Raw genomic sequence first — 17,793 nt, forward strand, 5'->3', positions numbered from 1 at the left:
ATGACAGCTGTAACCTCATTGGCTGCTAAACTGGCGCGGCCAGAGCTTTTGAACCTAACTCCATATCAGTCAGCTCGGCGCATCGGTGGTGAAGGCGAGATTTGGATCAATGCCAATGAATCGCCTTTCAACAATAGCGACGTCGCACAGCTAAACCGTTACCCTGAGTGTCAACCGCCACAGTTGATTCAGGCTTACAGCGATTACAGCGGCGTTGATAGCCAGTCTATTGTGACTAGTCGCGGTGCTGATGAAGCCATTGAACTGCTGATCCGCACGTTTTGCATACCCGGACAAGATAGTATCGCGTGTTTTGGCCCGACCTATGGCATGTACGCCATTAGCGCGCAAACCTATAATGTGGGCGTAAATGCCTTGGCATTAGATGACAACTATCAATTACCGGCCAATATTGACAGCCAAGTGGCTGACGCCAAGCTCGTGTTCATCTGCAATCCAAATAACCCAACAGGGACGGTAATAGCACTTGAAACCATTGAGTCAGTCGTTAAACAATTGCCTAATGCGATAGTGATTGTCGATGAAGCCTATATTGAATTTTGCCCACAATACAGCGCCGCATCGCTGGTCAACCAATACGATAACGTGGTGGTGTTACGTACCTTATCGAAAGCGTTTGCTTTAGCGGGCGCCCGTTGTGGGTTTATGCTGGCCAATATTGATATTGTTGACCTTGTAATGCGCGTCATCGCCCCCTACCCGGTTCCCAAGCCCGTAGCCGATTTAGCAACGGCAGCCCTAAGCCGCCAAGGCATTGACCAAATGCAAACTCAGGTCAGTCAACTTAAAGGCAACGGAGAAGCATTGGCTCAGGCACTGCGTAATTATGGCGCTGAAGTATTACCGGCAAACGGCAATTTCGTACTCGCAAAGTTTGCCAATATCGCCGCGGTAAAACAGCAATTAATCACCGCAGGTGTGGTAGCGCGAACCTATAACGATGCCAGACTCACCAATTGGATCCGTTTTAGCTTTAGTGATGAGCAGCAAACCCAAACATTAATCCAGTTATTTCAGTGATCACGCCAGCGCAGCAAAATTAATAACAAAATTGAAGGTAGAACAGATGAAACAGAAAATCCTATTTATAGATCGCGACGGCACCATCATTGAAGAGCCCGCTATCGACAAGCAGGTTGATAGCCTAGCTAAACTGGTATTTGAACCTAACGTGGTACCGGCGCTACTGAAATTACAAGCTGCAGGTTACCGTTTAGTGATGGTGAGTAATCAAGATGGTTTAGGGACTCCTTCGTTCCCAAAGGATGATTTTGACGCACCACAGAACATGATGATGCAGATCCTTAACAGCCAAGGTATTCAATTTGATGAAGTGCTCATCTGCCCCCATTTTGATGACGAGAACTGTAGCTGTCGTAAACCTAAACTGGGGTTAGTCAAACGCTACCTTACTGAAGGCTTGGTTGATTTCACTCAATCTGCAGTCATTGGCGATCGCGAAACCGATTTAGGCCTAGCGGATGCCATGGGGGTTCAAGGATTACAATACAGCCGAACTGAACTCGACTGGATGCAGATTTGCGACAAGCTACTAAGCAGTAATCGCCAAGCCAGTGTCATCAGAACCACCAAAGAGACGGATATTCGGGTCAATGTAGACCTAGATAGCAGCAACAAGAGTGTCATTAATACCGGGATTGGCTTTTTTGATCACATGCTAGACCAAATTGCCACCCACGGAAATTTCAAAATGGATGTCACTGTTGATGGTGATTTAGAAATAGACGATCACCACAGTGTTGAAGATACTGCCCTAGCTATCGGTGATGCTATTCGCCAAGCTTTAGGTGACAAACGAGGCATTGCACGTTTTGGCTTCTCAATCCCGATGGATGAAGCAAGTGCTCATTGCCTACTGGACCTATCTGGTCGCCCTTTCATCAAGTTCGACGCGGATTTCTCTCGCGAAATGGTCGGTGAAATGGCAACAGAGATGGTGCCGCACTTTTTCCGCTCACTCGCCGATGGCTTGCGCTGTACCTTGCACTTATCAACCCAAGGTGACAACGACCACCACAAAGTAGAGAGTTTGTTCAAGGTCATGGGTCGAACTTTACGCCAAGCCGTCACCATTGAGGGTGATGCATTACCATCAAGTAAAGGTGTGTTATGAGCCAAGCTGATATAACCGTTATTGTCGACACCGGCTGCGCCAACTTAAACTCAGTGCGCTATGCGTTTGAACGTCTCGGTGCCAGCGTAGTGGTGACTGACGATCTACAAACAATAGCCAGTGCCACAAGGGTGGTGCTGCCTGGGGTGGGAACAGCCAAAGCTGCTATGGCAGCACTCAATAGCAAACAACTTGTCGCCACATTAAGTCAATTGACCCAGCCTGTGCTTGGGGTTTGCTTAGGCATGCAGATGCTCACTAAGCAATCCCAAGAGCGCGGCAATGCGGTGCAAGACTGCCAATGCCTTGGCTTGATTGACACCCAAATTGAACAGCTCGATAGTCAGCAATTGCCGTTGCCGCACATGGGATGGAATCAAATCATGCCAAGCAACCACCCATTGTTTACTGGCATTGAGCCCGGCAGCTACGTGTATTTTGTCCATAGCTACCGTGCGCCATTAGGCGCACACACCATTGCCAGCTGTGAATATGGCGAAACCTTTAGCGCCGCCATTGCTAAAGACAACTTTATGGGCGTGCAATTCCATCCTGAAAAAAGTGCCCAAGTCGGCGCACAGATTTTGACTAACTTTTTAAAAATGGGCGTCACTCAAGCGCCATTAACGGAGGCGCAAGCATGATTATTCCAGCAATAGATCTGATTGACGGCCAGGTGGTTCGCCTCTATCAAGGTGACTATAACCAACAGACCACTTTCGAATATAGCCCACTTGCACAGCTACAAAGTTACGAAAACCAAGGGGCAACATGGTTGCACATTGTTGACCTTACCGGCGCGAAAGATCCCGCCAAACGCCAAATTAAATTGATTGGCGAATTGGTCAATGGCCTAGAGGCTAATATTCAAGTTGGTGGTGGTATTCGCAGCGAACAACAGGTCGCCGAGCTATTAGAAATAGGTGTGAAACGGGTAGTCATTGGCTCGTTAGCGGTTAAAGAAACCGCTTTAGTGCAGTCTTGGTTTAAGAAATATGGCAGCGATGCCATCTGCTTAGCTTTGGATGTCAATATTAATGACCAAGGTGAAAAAATCGTAGCGGTATCGGGCTGGCAATCTGGCGGCGGTAAAACGTTAGAGTCGCTTGTTGAAGCATTTAAGCCCTATGGTCTTAAGCATGCTTTAGTAACGGATATTAGTCGTGACGGTACTTTAAAAGGCAGTAATACCCAACTTTATCAGGAGATTGCCTCAAACTACCCTGATATTCAGTGGCAGGCGTCGGGCGGGATTGCAAGCCTTGAAGATGTTGCAGCGGTGCGTGACAGTGGCGCCAATGGCATTATCGTCGGTAAGGCATTGCTTATCGAAAACTTCACGGTAGCGGAGGCGATGACATGCTGGCCAAACGCATAGTTCCCTGTCTTGATGTCCGTGAAGGCAAGGTTGTTAAGGGCGTACAGTTTCGTAACCATGAAATTGTTGGTGATATTGTTCCATTAGCTGAACGCTACGCTGTTGAAGGTGCAGACGAGTTAGTTTTTTACGATATCACTGCCAGCGCTCATGATCGTGTGGTTGATAAGAGCTGGGTGAGCCGCGTTGCTGAGAAAATTGATATCCCCTTTTGCGTGGCAGGCGGCATTAAAACGCTAGCGCAAGCACGGGAAAAACTCGCCTTTGGTGCCGATAAAATCTCAGTTAACTCCCCTGCGCTATCAGATCCTAGCTTGATTGACCGCTTACAAGACGAATTTGGCCGTCAATGTATCGTGATTGGAATCGACTCCTATTATGATGCCGACAGTGACAGCTATAAAGTGAAGCAATTCACCGGTGATGAAGCCGCCACCAAAGATACTCAGTGGTATACCCAAGACTGGGTTGAGGAAGTGCAAAAGCGTGGTTGCGGTGAAATTGTGCTGAATGTCATGAACCAAGACGGGGTGCGTCAAGGTTACGATCTTAAGCAACTTTCTATGGTTCGCGCTATTGCCGATGTGCCGCTGATTGCCTCTGGTGGTGCTGGCACCATGGCCCACTTTGCAGATGTGTTTCTTGAAGCCAATGTCGACGCGGCCCTTGCCGCAAGTGTATTTCACAAAGGCATTATCGACATCAATGAGCTAAAACAATACCTGACCACCCGCGGTGTCGCGGTGCGAACCTAATATTTTAAGGCTAATGACAGTGAATAAAATGAAAACAATGGCGCAATTTGAACAACTCGACTGGGATAAGCAAGAGGGTTTATTACCTGCTGTTGTTCAAAACCACCTCAGCGGTAAGGTATTAATGCTTGGCTATATGGACAAAGCCGCATTGGCTAAAACCCTTGATACCCAAACCGTGACCTTTTACAGTCGCAGTAAACAACGTTTGTGGACCAAAGGGGAAACCTCAGGCAACACGCTAAAATTGGTCGCTATCGATGCAGATTGTGACAATGACAGCCTATTGGTGCAAGTGCTCCCCAATGGGCCAACTTGTCACCTAGAACGTGAAAGTTGCTGGCCCGATGGAGAAGCACATCCATTTATCGATAATCTCGCCCATCTCATTGCCTCGCGCAAGGGCCAAGATCCTAAGTCGAGTTATACCGCCCATCTGTTTGATCGCGGCACCAAGCGCATCGCCCAAAAAGTGGGAGAAGAAGGCTTAGAAACCGCACTGGCCGCGGCTACCCATGACAAGCCAGAGCTAATCGATGAAGCATCGGATCTAATTTATCACTTGCTAGTGCTACTAGAAGACCAGCAACTGTCATTGGCAGATATTCACGCCAATCTATTGCAGCGACATCAAGCTAAGCAGTAACTTGCAGGCTAATCTACTGGTTAGCATTTGTGCAACTACCCAATCAAAAGCGCCCAATGGCGCTTTTTTTTATGCTTTTGCTGCAATTCACGTTAAAATCGCAGCCATTATGAAATAACAGGTAAAACATCATGGCAATTCAATGGTATCCGGGACACATGCACAAAGCGCAAAAAGAGATCGCAGAGGTCATGCCTCAAGTCGATCTGGTGATTGAGGTGCTCGATGCGCGTATTCCCTATAGCAGTGAAAACCCCATGGTATCTTCACTACGTGGCGACAAGCCCTGTATCAAATTGCTCAATAAGTCAGATTTAGCAGATCCGCTAGTCACCCAGCAATGGATTGAATACCTAGAGCAAGAACAAGGCGTTAAAGCCATGGCCATCACCACTTTACAAGCTGGCCAAGTGAAGAAAATTCCCGATTTATGCCGTAAGTTTGTCCCAAGTCGCGACAAAATTGAAAAAGATATTCGCACCATGATCATGGGGATCCCTAACGTCGGTAAGTCCACCATAATCAACACCCTAGCCGGCCGCACTATCGCAAAAACCGGCAACGAGCCTGCTGTGACGAAAACCCAGCAGCGCATTAACCTCAGAAACGGCATTGTGTTATCCGATACACCCGGCATTTTGTGGCCTAAAGTGGACAACGAGAAAAGCAGCTATCGCCTAGCCATAACCGGTGCAATTAAAGATACCGCCATGGACTATGAAGATGTGGCCATGTTTGCCGCTGAGTATTTTTTAGCAGCGTACCCACAAGCAATAGCTGAGCGCTATCAACTCGACAGCTTGCCCGATACTGACATTGAACTACTTGAGGCAATCGGTCGTAAACGTGGTGCTATGCGCCCAGGTGGCCGTATCGATCTGCACAAAGCATCAGAGTTAGTGCTGCATGAATTCCGCTCAGGAAAAATGGGCTTACTGTCGCTTGAAACACCTGCTATGGCAGAAGTTGAGAAAGTCGAAGTCGCAAAACTCATCGAAGAAAAAGAAGCCAAACAGAAAGCACGTAAAGAGAAAGAAGCACTAAAACGCGCCGGTAAACGCCATAAGTAACGCTATGAATGACTAGATTTGCCAGTAATAGTTTTACTGGCAAATTTATTACTCGGTGCTGGGCGCGACAATCGTTATCAGTGCTGACAAACAATGTACCCTCGCAGTTGATGCCGGGCATACTCGATGATCATCAGTATTGAGCCAATAAGTGTTTAGCCCCGCCTCCACGGCAGGTAAAATATCGTTATCGAGATTATCTCCGACCATAGAAACCTGATTGGCTGGCATATTCAGCTGCGCAAGAATCCTATCAAAAAACACGCGACTACCTTTGCCAATACCTAAATTCTGATAACAGAAATAACCATCAATATAAGTATCCAAATTTACCCGCTTAAATGCCGCAGCAATCTCGTCCACTGCAGAGTCTTGGGCATTGGTTGCCACCAAAATTCGATGGGTGCGCGACAAAGTTTGCAAAGTTTGATGGGCACAATTTACCGCCTCAACCCTTGGCCAATCACACATTTTGCCAACAGCCTGGGGATCATCAACCATCAAGGTATCGCCCCAATCAAATAATATCACCGGTTTCATCAAATCCCTGTTCCCATCAAGTCATATCATTTGGCGATTCTATCAAGCAACTTATCACAGCTCTCTTCAAGCAAATCCAGCACTAACTCAAAGCCATCACCCGCCCCATAATAGGGATCGGGCACCTCAGTGTAATCACTATCAGAGAACGACAAGATCAAGGCTAATTTATGCTGTAGTGCACTAGGGCAACGGCGTTGTAGGTCTTGCAAGTTTTGTCTATCAGCAGCAAGAATCAAATCAAATCGCTCAAAATCATCGGGTACCACTTGACGCGCTTGCATACCGTCAAAACTCAAGCCGCGCTTTTTGCCAGCCTGCATAGAGCGAGGGTCCGGCGCTTCACCTTGGTGATGCGCGATAGTGCCTGCCGAATCAATCACAATATCCAAACCCCGCTCCGCCGCCTTTGCTCGCATTACAGCTTCTGCAGTAGGTGAACGACAAATATTGCCCATACAGACGAATAAAACTGATGAGACTTCCATGATATCAATATCCTAATTAAGGTTTAGTGAACGAAAAAGTGAATAGTAATCGCAACCTACATCGTCGATGTTCAGCATTCACAATGATGCTTCTATTAACCACAAACGCCTAAAGATCATGTAGTAACTACAAGGCGTTACTCAAAGAAAGCTATCACAACTTTAAATAAAGTTCACACTGTTAATCCGTCTCGTTATTACAGCACAAGATCAACAAACGACAGTGACTGCCTATAACCCACTACCTATGACCTATGGCCGTCCCAAAACTGGGATTTTGATTGCGATAATCCGTCCCAGAATCGAGATATTCAAGCTAAGACTATATTTGAAGAACAGGTAACATACTGAATAAAAACAGCTTTAATTGTTGGCACATAAACTGCTAACTACTAAACGATTAGGTAAGTTAAAGCTAAGAGATAACTATGGACATTACTCGTGCAACAAAAAAGGGATCGACTACGCAGCGCACGCGCTGGCTTATAGGCGGCATCGCTACCACTGCGCTTATCTGTGGATTACTGCTTACCCGTAGCGAAGCATCGCATGTGGTAAGCAGAGACACGCTACTGACAGACCAAGTCCAAAGAGGCGAAATGCTGGTTACTGTGCGAGGTACAGGCCTATTAGTCCCCAAAGATATTCGCTGGATTGCCACCCATGTTGAAGGGCGGGTTGAACAAATTCTAATTAAAGCTGGCGCACGGGTAAAAACAGGCGACCTTTTACTAGTACTTAGCAATCCCCTACTAGAGCAACAACTGGAAGAAACCAAATGGGAGCTAGAGGAGTTAGAAGCAGAAACTCAAGCGCTACAAGTCGCTATGGAGTCTGAATTACTGGACCAACAAGCAGCGGTTGTGAATGAAAAACTCAATTATGAGCGGGCTTTACTCACCTTAAATGCCCACAACCAGTTGCTCGAGCAAGGCATTATTGCTGTTTCAAAAATTGCTCATGAAGAAATTAAAATTGATGTCGACCAATTCAAAAAACGTTGGCAACTTGAGACTCAAAGACTCAACAAGAGAAAGGAAAATCTAGTCGCTCAACGTCTCGCCTATCAAGCGCGCATAAACAGAATGAAACGCATCTTACACCGAGTGAAAACCCAAGTGGATGCGCTAAATGTCACAGCCAGCATGGACAGTATTGTGCAAGAAATGCCAATGGAACTAGGACAGCAAGTGAATGCCGGCACCAATTTAGCCAAGCTTGCCCGTGATGATAAGTACCTTGCAGAGCTGCGAATACCTGAAAAAAAAGTCAAAGAGGTGGTGGTGGGCCAACGCGTCACCATAGATACACGCAACAGTTTAATCAGTGGCACAGTGCAAAGAATTGACCCTGCGGTGATCAACAGCTCTGTTCAAATTGATGTCGCCTTAGAAGGAGAACTTCCCATTGAGGTAAGGCCAGATCTCACCGTTGAGGGAGTCGTAGAAATTGACCGTATTAGTGACACACTATACGTGCAGCGTCCGATGTTTATTAAAGGCTACAGCCAGAGTGACATCTATTTAATCAATGAAGAAGGAGATTATGCCTACAAAAGAAGTATCAAGTTTGGGCGGATGTCGAGTCGCTATATTCAGGTTCAATCGGGGCTCAAATTGGGTGAAAGCATCATCGTTTCGGATGCTTCTTCGTGGAATCAACATAATCAAATCAAAATCAATTAGGAAGATATTATGAACAATCAACGGTTAGTAGAGCTGACAAACATTAATAAAACATTTGTCACTGATGAAATTGAAACTCAAGCGCTCAGCAACATCAACTTAAGAATCGATAAAGGCGAATACGTGTCAATCACCGGTCCGTCTGGCTGCGGTAAATCAACATTGTTGTCACTCTTGGGCTTACTTGATAACTCCTCTGCCGGCACTTACCTGCTGGCCAGTCACGACGCATCAGACTTAAGCAGAGATGAACGGGCTCAGATACGCAATAAAGAGATAGGGTTTATTTTTCAGTCATTTAATCTAATCAGCGATTTAACCGTAGCTGAGAATGTCGAACTGCCGTTAACTTATCGCGGCGATATCAGTAAACAAGAAATAGCCAAGATGGTGCGCGAATCACTAGAGAAAGTCGATATGGCACATAGAGCTAACCACTTCCCTTCCCAGCTATCGGGAGGGCAACAACAGCGGGTTGCCGTTGCAAGAGCAATTGCCGGTAAACCCTCGCTAATCTTAGCCGATGAGCCGACAGGAAACTTGGACTCCAAGAATGCCCATGCAGTGATGACGATGCTCGACCAGCTTCACGAAGAAGGTGCAACGATATGCATGGTCACCCATGATCCTCGTTCGGCGGATCGTGCTGAGCGCGTGATAGAAGTGTACGACGGCAAAATTGTTGCTGATCAGCTAACCAAAAAGCATCAACAAAACAGTGGCGACTTCTCTGCAATCGCAATTTAGTGACAATAAAAATAATTAAGGAAGATTTATGTCTTTAGGGATCGATATTAAGTACGCGATACGCTTGCTGATGAAAAAGCCAATATTTACCGTCAATTCCATACTGATTGTTGCTGTGGGCCTTAGCTTGACCCTCTATTGCTATTCGTTATTGACCAACTTGGTATTTAAGCCGCTTTACCTTAATGGTGAGCAACAAATCATTTCGATAGAAGCCGCCTTCAATGAAAACCATGGCTACCGGACCGGTATAGACCCACTTGATCTCTATCAGCTCAGGAACGAATCACAGTACATAGACAGTCTCGGCATTTACCAAGAAGGCACGACCTTAATTGGTGACATTGAGCAAAGCAGTAGCACTAAGAAATACAATGCCACATTAACCGAGTGGAACATTTTTGAATTTGCTGGCGTCCAACCAATATTAGGCCGTGGTTTTAGGCCTGAGGACCACTTTGAAGGTGCTGAGCCCGTGGTGGTATTAAGCCAAACAGTTTGGCAAGACTACTTTTCGGCCAATGAAAACATAGTGGGCAGTATGATCAGAGTTGATTCCCTGCCCACCAGAGTAGTCGGTGTTATGCCGGCAGGGTTTGCTTTTCCTAGCAGCTCACAAGTCTGGCTTCCTCAGCCGCAGATGAATATTCAGCCGACCGACAGAGTCCGCACACAAATGTTTGCTTATGCAAGATTAAAACCCAAGGCTAATCTCAAGCAGTTTAACAACGAACTCATTACGCTAAACCAGAGAATTGTCGCTAATCTGCCACAAAATATGGCTTGGCGCGCAACCAGCGATGGTCGCTATATGCGAGCACTGCCCTTTAAGCAAGCCAATACTGATATCACCCAATATTATAATGTGTTTATGTCTATGTTGATGGTGGTGTTGCTAATCCTGATCCTCGCCTGTATCAATATCGGCAATTTGTTGCTCAGTCGAGTCAATGAACGCTTTAAAGAGATCGCCATACGCGTGGCGCTAGGCGTACCAAGAAAACGACTAGTGCTACAAATGTTGTGGGAGAGTGTATTCATTTGCACGCTTGGCTCATTACTCGCAGTGGTATTTACCCATTGGGGATTAAGTATCAGTAATGATTACCTATCAACGATGTTTGCGGTCAACAATGCCAAACCTTTTTGGTGGCACCTGACACTCGGTAGTGACGGCCTATGGGTACTTATCCTCACTGTGGTCGTGATGATTTTAGTTACCGGACTCATTCCCGCTTGGCGCGCGCTAAGTGGTGATTTTAATGCCGTACTAAGAGATGGCACCCGTGGTGCGCTGGGAAGAAGTGCTGCCAGAGCCAGCAACGCACTGGTGGTTTCTGAAATATTGCTATCTTGTGTGGTACTCGTCATTGCCACGATTTTGCTATTTAGCAGCTACTCAGCGGGGATGGCCGATTATGGCGTGGAGACGCAAGGTCGATTAACCGCTAGATTAGAGCTGCCCTTAGAGAGTTACCCTGAACGCAGCGAAACGGTTGTTGAAGACCGGAAAAAGCGCACAGATTTTTATTACCAACTGAAAGATCAACTCGAAGCTCAACCTCATATCGAGGCCGTATCTTTTATGAGTAGTTTACCTGGTACGGGTGAAGGCAGCAGTTACTTCGAAATTCAAGGACGTGCTGCTGATGTCTACAATGAAAACCCCAAAGCCAACACTGAAAGTGTCACCCGAGATGCCTGGCGTGCAGTGGGCATGACTTTGATTGAAGGCCGCAATTTTGACCATAGAGACACGGAAACTGATATGGGTAATGTGATTATTAATGCCTCCATCGCCAAAGATTACTTTGCAGATGGCAATGCTATTGGCAGTCAGATCAGACGAGTATGGTCAACAGGTCATCGTGAATGGCAAACTATTATCGGTGTGGTATCGGACACCTTTCACGGCTCTACCATGCAGACTTCAAGTGCGCGCTATACGATGTATCGGCCAATCGACCGGGATGGTAGAACCCAAATGAACATCGCGGTGCACTACCTAGGCACTGAGCACCAAGCTAGAAAAACTTTGCTCGACACCATCAATGCGGTAGACATTAACGTCGGTGCCTACCATATACAAAGCTATCAAAACCTAATTCAACAACCTATGTTGTTGGTATCTGCGGTAAGTAAGATATTTCTGTTTTGCGGTATCGTCGCCTTGGCGCTGGCTGCTAGCGGTATTTACGCCGTTGCTGCAAACTCCGTCACCCAGAGAACACAAGAGATTGGCGTGAGAAAAGCACTAGGTGCCACAGATTCAAAAGTGATTAATTTATTTATGGGCAAGGCATTAATTCAGCTTTCAGTTGGGCTCAGTATGGGGGTGGGTTTATCCCTTTGGATAGTAAACTTAATGACAGATGCAATGATATTAGATAATGTAAGTGTAATCATAGGGTTAATTGGGGTGCCACTCTTGATTGCAATCATGGTACTGTTGGCGACTTTTATCCCAACTCAAAAAGCGGTAAGGCTTGAGCCCAGTGTTGCTTTACATCAAGACTAACGCCTCAGATCGATGCTGTATTTAACTCAATCGATAAGTTTCCCGGTGATTTTTACATACTCGTGGTAAAAATCACTGGAACTACATCGATTAAATTGGTTGCTATTCAAGGGAGCTGTATAGGACTAAATGAAACATTCAATCATTATCGCTGATGACGATATCAATGTTCTGACTGCGTTAAATTTACTTTTAAAGTCTGAAAACTATGACATAACAACCGTCACTTCACCTGCCGAACTGCTTAGCGCATTAAAGCAAAAAGATTACTCTTTGGCTTTAATCGATCTAAATTACCACCAAGACACCACGTCCGGAGCCGAAGGGTTAGCCCTTATTCGTGCCATTCGCTCCATTGATGAACTTGTGCCCGTTGTGGTCATGACAGGCTTTAGCTGTGTCAATATCGCAGTGGAAGCCATGAAGCTCGGTGCTGGAGATTTTATTCAAAAGCCATGGGATAATGACCGTTTACTCAGTGTGTTACAGTCGCAAATACGGCTTGGCACTAGCGTAAAACAAACACAGAAACTGACACAACAAAACACGCTCTTAAGAAAACAATTGTCTGTAACCAGTGACGGGCTGATTGCAGAATCAGGCGCGATGCAAAAAGTACTGGCGCAAATTGAGCTTTTTGCCCGCAGTGAAATGAACATTCTATTTACCGGTGAAAATGGTACCGGCAAAAGTATGCTAGCTGACCACTTGCATCAATGCTCTAACCGCAGCAAGCACCCCTTTGTTGCGGTCAATATGGGGGCTATCCCTGAAAATCTATTTGAAAGCGAAATGTTTGGCCATGTAAAAGGTGCCTTTACTGACGCCCAAGATAGCCGTATCGGCCGCTTCGAACTCGCCCAATCTGGCACCCTGTTTTTAGATGAAATTGGCAATGTACCACTTTCACAACAAAGAAAATTACTCCGAGTTTTAGAAGACCAACAATTTGAAAAAGTGGGCAGTTCTAAAACAATTCAAGCCGACGTTCGCCTTATTTCGGCCACCAATGCTTCGCTCAGTGAACTGATCACTCAAGGGCAATTTAGGCAAGACTTGTTGTACCGACTCAACACTGCAGAAATAGCCATACCACCTTTAAGAGCACGCATCGACGACATCATGCCGCTGGCGAGATACTTCCTGAAAAAGTCGTCAAAAAAATATGGGGTTGCCCTTAAAAGAATCGACGACTTAGCCTGTAGCGCCATGAAGGCCTATAGCTGGCCTGGGAATATTCGAGAGCTTAGCCATATGATTGAAAGAGCCATATTCTTAAGCCCCAGCAATGTAATAAGGGTACAAGATTTAGGTTTAGCAGTGACTGAAAGCGCCGCCGCTGAGTTTGATTTTGACAGCCAATGTCTAGCATCTATTGAAAAGCACATTATCAACAGGCGGCTCAGTCTCAACGATCATAATGCCATTGAGACCGCCGCGTCCTTAGGCTTAAGCCGCAGCGCCTATTATCGACGTCTTGAAAAATACAATTTGGGCTAATATGAAATCAATGCGTGAGCTTGGCTCTTTTGAAAATCGGCTTTTATTAATAACCCTTGCTGCTGGATTAGTCCCCATTTTACTTATCACATCCAGCGTACAGCTAGTGCACTTAGATGACAATTCAGTGCTTTATGCCGCTAGTATCAGTTTCATCTGGCTGTTTTATTTCGCATTTTATTTAAAGAAAATCGTTGTTAATAAAGTTAGAACCTTAACTAGTGTTGTAGAAGCCTTAACATGTGAAGACTACTCTATGCGCGCAAAAGAGTCTTCATCATGTGGCGTAATCAACGAGTTAAGTCAGCTCATCAATACATTAGCCAACACCTTTGCCCAACAAAGCCTAATAACCAAAGAAAAGCACATCTTGCTCAATAAAGTGATCAATCAGATCGATGTGGCGATTATCGCCACAGACAGTCGCGACAATGTGACCTTAATGAACCCTGCCGCAGAAAAACTGTTTAATCGTCGTGTTGAACGAATGAAAGGCTGGCCGATCAGGGAGTTGGGCATACCTGCCACGACACCGGAACACAATAAACAAGTCTTAGAGTTTGACCTCAAAGAGCATAAAAAGAAGATTTATTTGCACCGAGATGAGTACTTTGAAAACGGTATAAAACAGCAACTCATATTCATTACTGATATACAAAACCTATTACGCGAAGAAGAAAGGTTAGCTTGGCAGCGGCTGCTTAGAGTGCTCAGTCATGAAATTAATAACTCCTTGGCACCTATTGCTTCTATTAGTGCAACTTTAACGCGCTTTACCGAAGCTAATTGTGCCAACTTACCCTCTGAGCTTAATAGCGATCTGCAAAATGGTCTCGGTGTCATACAAGAAAGGGCTAACTCTCTCAATGAGTTTATCCAAAGTTACCAACAACTCGCCAAGGTGCCACCACCAGAAAAAACGCTGTTTAATTTAGAAAAGTTAGTGCAGTCAATCACACCTTTATTCGACAACATCCAGCTTAGAACCGCCAATGGCCCCATCGATATTTATGCCGATGAGGTGCAGCTAAAACAAGTGTTGGTCAATTTAATTAAAAATGCGCGCGAGTCTATGGCCTCCCTCCCCGACGGCAAAGTGATCATTTGTCTGCATCGACACAGCAGTGCTATTGAGATTCAAGTTATCGACAGCGGCTGCGGAATTAGCAATATGGACAATATTTTTGTGCCTTTTTATACCACCAAAGAAAAGGGCACCGGCATCGGATTGGTCTTAAGTAGGCAGTTGGTGGTCAACAATGGTGGCGATTTAGATATACGTAACAATGACAATGGTATCGGCGCTCAAGCCAACATCTATTTTCCAACTAACCAATCCTAACAGGCGTTTTAGTTAAGCCCTAAGTGCCCGCTACCGGACTGACTTTCACTTGACAGCGACCACGGCCATTCAAACTTATTCTCACGGATAGGCAGCTGTTTACTATGCACAAAATTGTAAATCAATGTTCCACTATATTGAGGTTTTGATGGGGTATGCTAGCTTGGTAAGCCCTGTTGGTTATTGACGACTTGCGCGTTAGTTACCCTTCGCCACTAAAAACAAAACAATGTAAAGGAAACATGATGAATAAAGGCGTCTATCTGGCTCTGCTATTATCGCCGCTTCTTGCTGCCAATGCACTTGCTAAAGAACCGACTATTGATGCAGTCGTTGAAAAGCAGTCAGTATTGCAATTAGAAGATGTATTTAGTCTTGAGTATGCATCGGGACTTGAGATCAATGCCGATGGCGATGAAGTGTACTTCATGCGTAACTACATGGATATTATGACTGATAAGAAACTCAGTAATATCTGGAAGGTGAATAAACACAAACAGCTCACCCCTGTGACCAACGGTCAACATGTCGATTATGCACCGACTTTATCACCTGACAACAATATGTTGGCGTATATTTCCACCGCTAGCGGTAGTCCTCAGATCCACATGAAATGGCTTAATGCTGATGCACAAGCACAGCTTACTCACTTTAGTCATGCACCAAGTAATTTAAGTTGGTCGCCAGACGGTAAGCAGTTGGCATTTACGCGTTTTGTTGAAGGTAAGCGTAAATCAGTGGTCAACCTACCCGGCAAACCTAGCCAAGCAAAATGGGCCAAACCAGCTGTCTATATTGATGAAATGTATTATCGATTTGACGGTGCAGGCTTTACCAATCCCGGTTATAACCAAATATTTGTGATGTCGGCTAATGGCGGCGCCGCTAGACAGCTTACCCATGAAGCTATCAATCACTCTGGGCCGTTAGCCTGGAGCAAAGATGGTAAGCATCTGATTTTTGTTGCCAACAAACGACCAGACAGTGATTTAGCCCGTAATGATTCCAATATTTATAAGCTCAATATCACCACTTTAGCCCAGCAACAACTTACCGAGCGTGATGGTCGAGACAACAACCCCGCCATATCGGGTTCTGGCAAGCATATCGCCTATGTGAGTTCGCCGCAGAATTATAAAAATTATGAAAATGCTGAAGTGTTTATCATGAACATAGATGGCAGTGATAAACGCTCATTGACCGCCGACTTAGACCGCTCTGTCAATCAAATAAAATGGGCTGACAATGGTAAAGGGGTTTATTTTAGTTACCATGACCACGGACAAGCATTTGTCGCCTACCAACCGCTTAAAGGTAAACGTAAAATAGTTGCCAAAGATTTAGGCGGCTTAGCGTTTGGCCGACCGTATACCGCAGCGCAGTTTGACGTTGCAGACAACGGCACTATTGCCTTTACCTATTCTGACCCACAGCGACCGGCTGACATTAGTATTGTTCGCAAAGGTAAAGCTGAACAACTTACCAACCTAAACCATGATGCGTTGGCACATAAACAGCTGGCTGAAGTAAAAGAGATCACGGTCAAATCATCGGCGGATGGCCGTGATATCCAAGCTTGGGTGGCCTACCCTCCGGGTTACAACGAAGCAATTAAGACAGGCAAAACATTTCCGCTCATTCTAGAAATTCACGGCGGCCCCGTCACCAACTACGGCCCGCACTTTGCTGCTGAAATACAATTGATGGCTGCCAGCGGCTATGTCGTGGTTTATGCCAACCCTCGCGGCAGTGACAGTTATGGTAAAGAGTTTGCACAAACTATCTACAACAACTATCCAAGCCAAGACTATGATGACCTAATGTCTGTGGTTGATGGTGTTATCGCCCGCGATGCCATTGATGAACAAGCCCTGTTCGTTACAGGTGGCTCAGGCGGTGGAGTGTTAACAGCCTGGATTATCGGTCACACCGACAGATTTAAAGCCGCTGTGGTCGCCAAGCCGGTGATTAACTGGTTTAGCTTTGCATTGACCACCGATATCTATCCATTTGTGATAAAAAATTGGTTTGACAAAATGCCATGGGAAGACACTGAGCACTATATGAAGCTTTCTCCTATTAGTTACGTCGGCAATGTCAGCACACCAACAATGCTATTGACAGGTGAAGCCGATTTACGCACGCCAATGGCAGAAACCGAACAGTTCTATCAGGCACTCAAACTACGAAATATCGATACCGCTATGGTGAGGATCCCTGACGCTCCCCATGGCATCTATAAACGCCCGAGTAACTTGATGTCTAAAGTCGCCCATATTTTGTGGTGGTTTGAGCAATATCAAGACTAACTAAACCAATGGTCAGCCATCTAATGACCGATTAATTCATCATTAGATGGCTGATAAAATGCTTGCTAGTTACTAGCATATTTAGCCATTTCACTTTTTAGCAGCTAAACTCTTACGGCTTCATTTTCCCTCGCCTTCAATCTGTGCTCACCTATTAAAAAAGCCTATAGAAACTAACTCGGCTGTAGCAACAATGGCCGCTAAACTTGCACCATATTAATCTACAGCAACTTAAGGCGGCGATATGAAAAAGTGTCAACTGTTTATGGCGCTGTTTACCGGGCTATGTCTATTGCTTAATTGCAACCTAGCCGTTGCTAACCCACAAGCTATCGACGACAACTTGACCATTAACTGCGATATTCTCCTGATGTTAATGGTCAGCGATGTCCCAGATACCAGCGAGCTTAGCTCGAAGGTCAACCAGTCTGCCAAGGCGTTAATCAACCACACCTACGGAAATGATACAGGCAATAAGCTAATTAACCGGTTCGCAGCCATGACCCAACTAATTGACGATAAGGACGTTGGCGAGTACATGATCCAAACTTGTGTCGCAGCAAAAGATCGTGACGCCACCAAAGTGATGGCGGATGTGGTACTGGCCATTGCCGGATACGACAAACAGTTTTCCATTTAGTCATTGTGTGTGGGCTAAGC

The 17,793-nt window shown here is 45.6% G+C and carries 16 protein-coding genes; 14 read left to right on the forward strand and 2 right to left on the reverse strand.

Features of this window, described 5'->3' with window-relative positions; genetic code table 11:
- From hisC to ylqF, 7 genes are all read left to right on the forward strand, one after another.
- A complete protein-coding gene (hisC, locus tag FLM48_RS12265; protein ID WP_179024831.1) occupies positions 1-1,041 on the forward strand; it encodes a histidinol-phosphate transaminase in 1,041 nt (346 codons plus the stop codon).
- A gap of 46 nt (positions 1,042-1,087) precedes the next feature.
- Positions 1,088-2,155 carry a bifunctional histidinol-phosphatase/imidazoleglycerol-phosphate dehydratase HisB gene (gene hisB, locus FLM48_RS12270; RefSeq protein ID WP_179024832.1) on the forward strand — a complete coding sequence of 356 codons (1,068 nt, stop codon included), beginning with the start codon at positions 1,088-1,090 and terminating at the stop codon, positions 2,153-2,155.
- Positions 2,152-2,799, forward strand: coding sequence for an imidazole glycerol phosphate synthase subunit HisH (hisH, locus tag FLM48_RS12275; RefSeq protein WP_179024833.1), 648 nt, complete (start codon positions 2,152-2,154; stop codon positions 2,797-2,799). The genes hisB and hisH overlap by 4 nt, the downstream gene beginning before the upstream one ends.
- Positions 2,796-3,533 carry a 1-(5-phosphoribosyl)-5-[(5-phosphoribosylamino)methylideneamino]imidazole-4-carboxamide isomerase gene (gene hisA / locus FLM48_RS12280; protein ID WP_179024834.1) on the forward strand — a complete coding sequence of 246 codons (738 nt, stop codon included), beginning with the start codon at positions 2,796-2,798 and terminating at the stop codon, positions 3,531-3,533. Before hisH ends, hisA begins: the two co-directional genes overlap by 4 nt.
- The gene (hisF, locus tag FLM48_RS12285; RefSeq protein ID WP_179024835.1) at positions 3,515-4,288 is read left to right on the forward strand and encodes an imidazole glycerol phosphate synthase subunit HisF; all 774 of its coding nucleotides are present in this window, start codon (positions 3,515-3,517) and stop codon (positions 4,286-4,288) included. Before hisA ends, hisF begins: the two co-directional genes overlap by 19 nt.
- 28 nt (positions 4,289-4,316) lie before the next feature.
- On the forward strand, positions 4,317-4,934 hold the full coding sequence (gene hisIE, locus FLM48_RS12290; RefSeq protein ID WP_179026361.1) for a bifunctional phosphoribosyl-AMP cyclohydrolase/phosphoribosyl-ATP diphosphatase HisIE: 618 nt from the start codon (positions 4,317-4,319) through the stop codon (positions 4,932-4,934).
- A gap of 131 nt (positions 4,935-5,065) precedes the next feature.
- Entirely contained in the window at positions 5,066-6,004 is a 939-nt protein-coding gene (gene ylqF / locus FLM48_RS12295) for a ribosome biogenesis GTPase YlqF (protein WP_179024836.1), read from the forward strand.
- 48 nt (positions 6,005-6,052) lie between these two features.
- On the opposite strand, the gene FLM48_RS12300 is transcribed toward ylqF, so the two are convergent.
- Together FLM48_RS12300 and FLM48_RS12305 are read right to left on the reverse strand one after the other, a co-directional pair.
- On the reverse strand, positions 6,053-6,544 hold the full coding sequence (locus FLM48_RS12300; protein ID WP_179024837.1) for an HAD family hydrolase: 492 nt from the start codon (positions 6,542-6,544) through the stop codon (positions 6,053-6,055).
- Between the two features lie 26 nt (positions 6,545-6,570).
- Entirely contained in the window at positions 6,571-7,032 is a 462-nt protein-coding gene (locus FLM48_RS12305; protein ID WP_179024838.1) for a low molecular weight protein-tyrosine-phosphatase, read from the reverse strand.
- Positions 7,033-7,460: 428 nt separating this feature from the next.
- On the opposite strand from FLM48_RS12305, the gene FLM48_RS12310 reads away from it, so the two are divergent.
- The 7 genes from FLM48_RS12310 to FLM48_RS12340 all read left to right on the forward strand — a co-directional run bounded on the left by FLM48_RS12310 (position 7,461) and on the right by FLM48_RS12340 (position 17,773).
- Positions 7,461-8,717: an efflux RND transporter periplasmic adaptor subunit gene (locus FLM48_RS12310; protein ID WP_179024839.1), complete on the forward strand. Its 1,257-nt coding sequence runs from the start codon at positions 7,461-7,463 to the stop codon at positions 8,715-8,717.
- Between the two features lie 9 nt (positions 8,718-8,726).
- Entirely contained in the window at positions 8,727-9,464 is a 738-nt protein-coding gene (locus FLM48_RS12315) for an ABC transporter ATP-binding protein (protein WP_179024840.1), read from the forward strand.
- A 28-nt stretch (positions 9,465-9,492) separates the two neighbouring features.
- Positions 9,493-11,982 (forward strand): ABC transporter permease, encoded by a 2,490-nt coding sequence (locus tag FLM48_RS12320; protein WP_179024841.1) that lies wholly within the window; start codon positions 9,493-9,495, stop codon positions 11,980-11,982.
- A gap of 129 nt (positions 11,983-12,111) precedes the next feature.
- Positions 12,112-13,482 carry a sigma-54 dependent transcriptional regulator gene (locus FLM48_RS12325; protein WP_179024842.1) on the forward strand — a complete coding sequence of 457 codons (1,371 nt, stop codon included), beginning with the start codon at positions 12,112-12,114 and terminating at the stop codon, positions 13,480-13,482.
- A gap of 1 nt (position 13,483) precedes the next feature.
- Complete coding sequence (locus FLM48_RS12330; protein WP_179024843.1) at positions 13,484-14,824, forward strand: PAS domain-containing sensor histidine kinase; 1,341 nt, start codon at positions 13,484-13,486, stop codon at positions 14,822-14,824.
- A gap of 245 nt (positions 14,825-15,069) precedes the next feature.
- Positions 15,070-17,133, forward strand: a complete 2,064-nt coding sequence (locus tag FLM48_RS12335) for a S9 family peptidase (RefSeq protein WP_179026362.1) — start codon at positions 15,070-15,072, stop codon at positions 17,131-17,133.
- A gap of 244 nt (positions 17,134-17,377) precedes the next feature.
- A complete protein-coding gene (locus FLM48_RS12340) occupies positions 17,378-17,773 on the forward strand; it encodes a hypothetical protein (protein ID WP_179024844.1) in 396 nt (131 codons plus the stop codon).
- The last annotated feature ends 20 nt before the right edge of the window (positions 17,774-17,793 follow it).

It is taken from the genome of Shewanella sp. Scap07, assembly GCF_013394145.1.
Classification (GTDB): Bacteria; Pseudomonadota; Gammaproteobacteria; order Enterobacterales; family Shewanellaceae; genus Shewanella; species Shewanella waksmanii.

Bases quoted from the DNA above. Each gene is read 5' to 3' on its own strand.
- hisA (WP_179024834.1), top strand. From the start codon at position 2,796: ATGATTATTCCAGCAATAGATCTGATTGACGGCCAGGTGGTTCGCCTC.
- hisIE (WP_179026361.1), top strand. From the start codon at position 4,317: ATGAAAACAATGGCGCAATTTGAACAACTCGACTGGGATAAGCAAGAG.
- hisC (WP_179024831.1), top strand. From the start codon at position 1: ATGACAGCTGTAACCTCATTGGCTGCTAAACTGGCGCGGCCAGAGCTT.
- ylqF (WP_179024836.1), top strand. From the start codon at position 5,066: ATGGCAATTCAATGGTATCCGGGACACATGCACAAAGCGCAAAAAGAG.
- hisH (WP_179024833.1), top strand. From the start codon at position 2,152: ATGAGCCAAGCTGATATAACCGTTATTGTCGACACCGGCTGCGCCAAC.
- FLM48_RS12315 (WP_179024840.1), top strand. From the start codon at position 8,727: ATGAACAATCAACGGTTAGTAGAGCTGACAAACATTAATAAAACATTT.
- FLM48_RS12335 (WP_179026362.1), top strand. From the start codon at position 15,070: ATGAATAAAGGCGTCTATCTGGCTCTGCTATTATCGCCGCTTCTTGCT.
- FLM48_RS12325 (WP_179024842.1), top strand. From the start codon at position 12,112: ATGAAACATTCAATCATTATCGCTGATGACGATATCAATGTTCTGACT.
- hisF (WP_179024835.1), top strand. From the start codon at position 3,515: ATGCTGGCCAAACGCATAGTTCCCTGTCTTGATGTCCGTGAAGGCAAG.
- hisB (WP_179024832.1), top strand. From the start codon at position 1,088: ATGAAACAGAAAATCCTATTTATAGATCGCGACGGCACCATCATTGAA.
- FLM48_RS12300 (WP_179024837.1), bottom strand. From the start codon at position 6,544: ATGAAACCGGTGATATTATTTGATTGGGGCGATACCTTGATGGTTGAT.
- FLM48_RS12330 (WP_179024843.1), top strand. From the start codon at position 13,484: ATGAAATCAATGCGTGAGCTTGGCTCTTTTGAAAATCGGCTTTTATTA.
- FLM48_RS12320 (WP_179024841.1), top strand. From the start codon at position 9,493: ATGTCTTTAGGGATCGATATTAAGTACGCGATACGCTTGCTGATGAAA.
- FLM48_RS12340 (WP_179024844.1), top strand. From the start codon at position 17,378: ATGAAAAAGTGTCAACTGTTTATGGCGCTGTTTACCGGGCTATGTCTA.
- FLM48_RS12310 (WP_179024839.1), top strand. From the start codon at position 7,461: ATGGACATTACTCGTGCAACAAAAAAGGGATCGACTACGCAGCGCACG.
- FLM48_RS12305 (WP_179024838.1), bottom strand. From the start codon at position 7,032: ATGGAAGTCTCATCAGTTTTATTCGTCTGTATGGGCAATATTTGTCGT.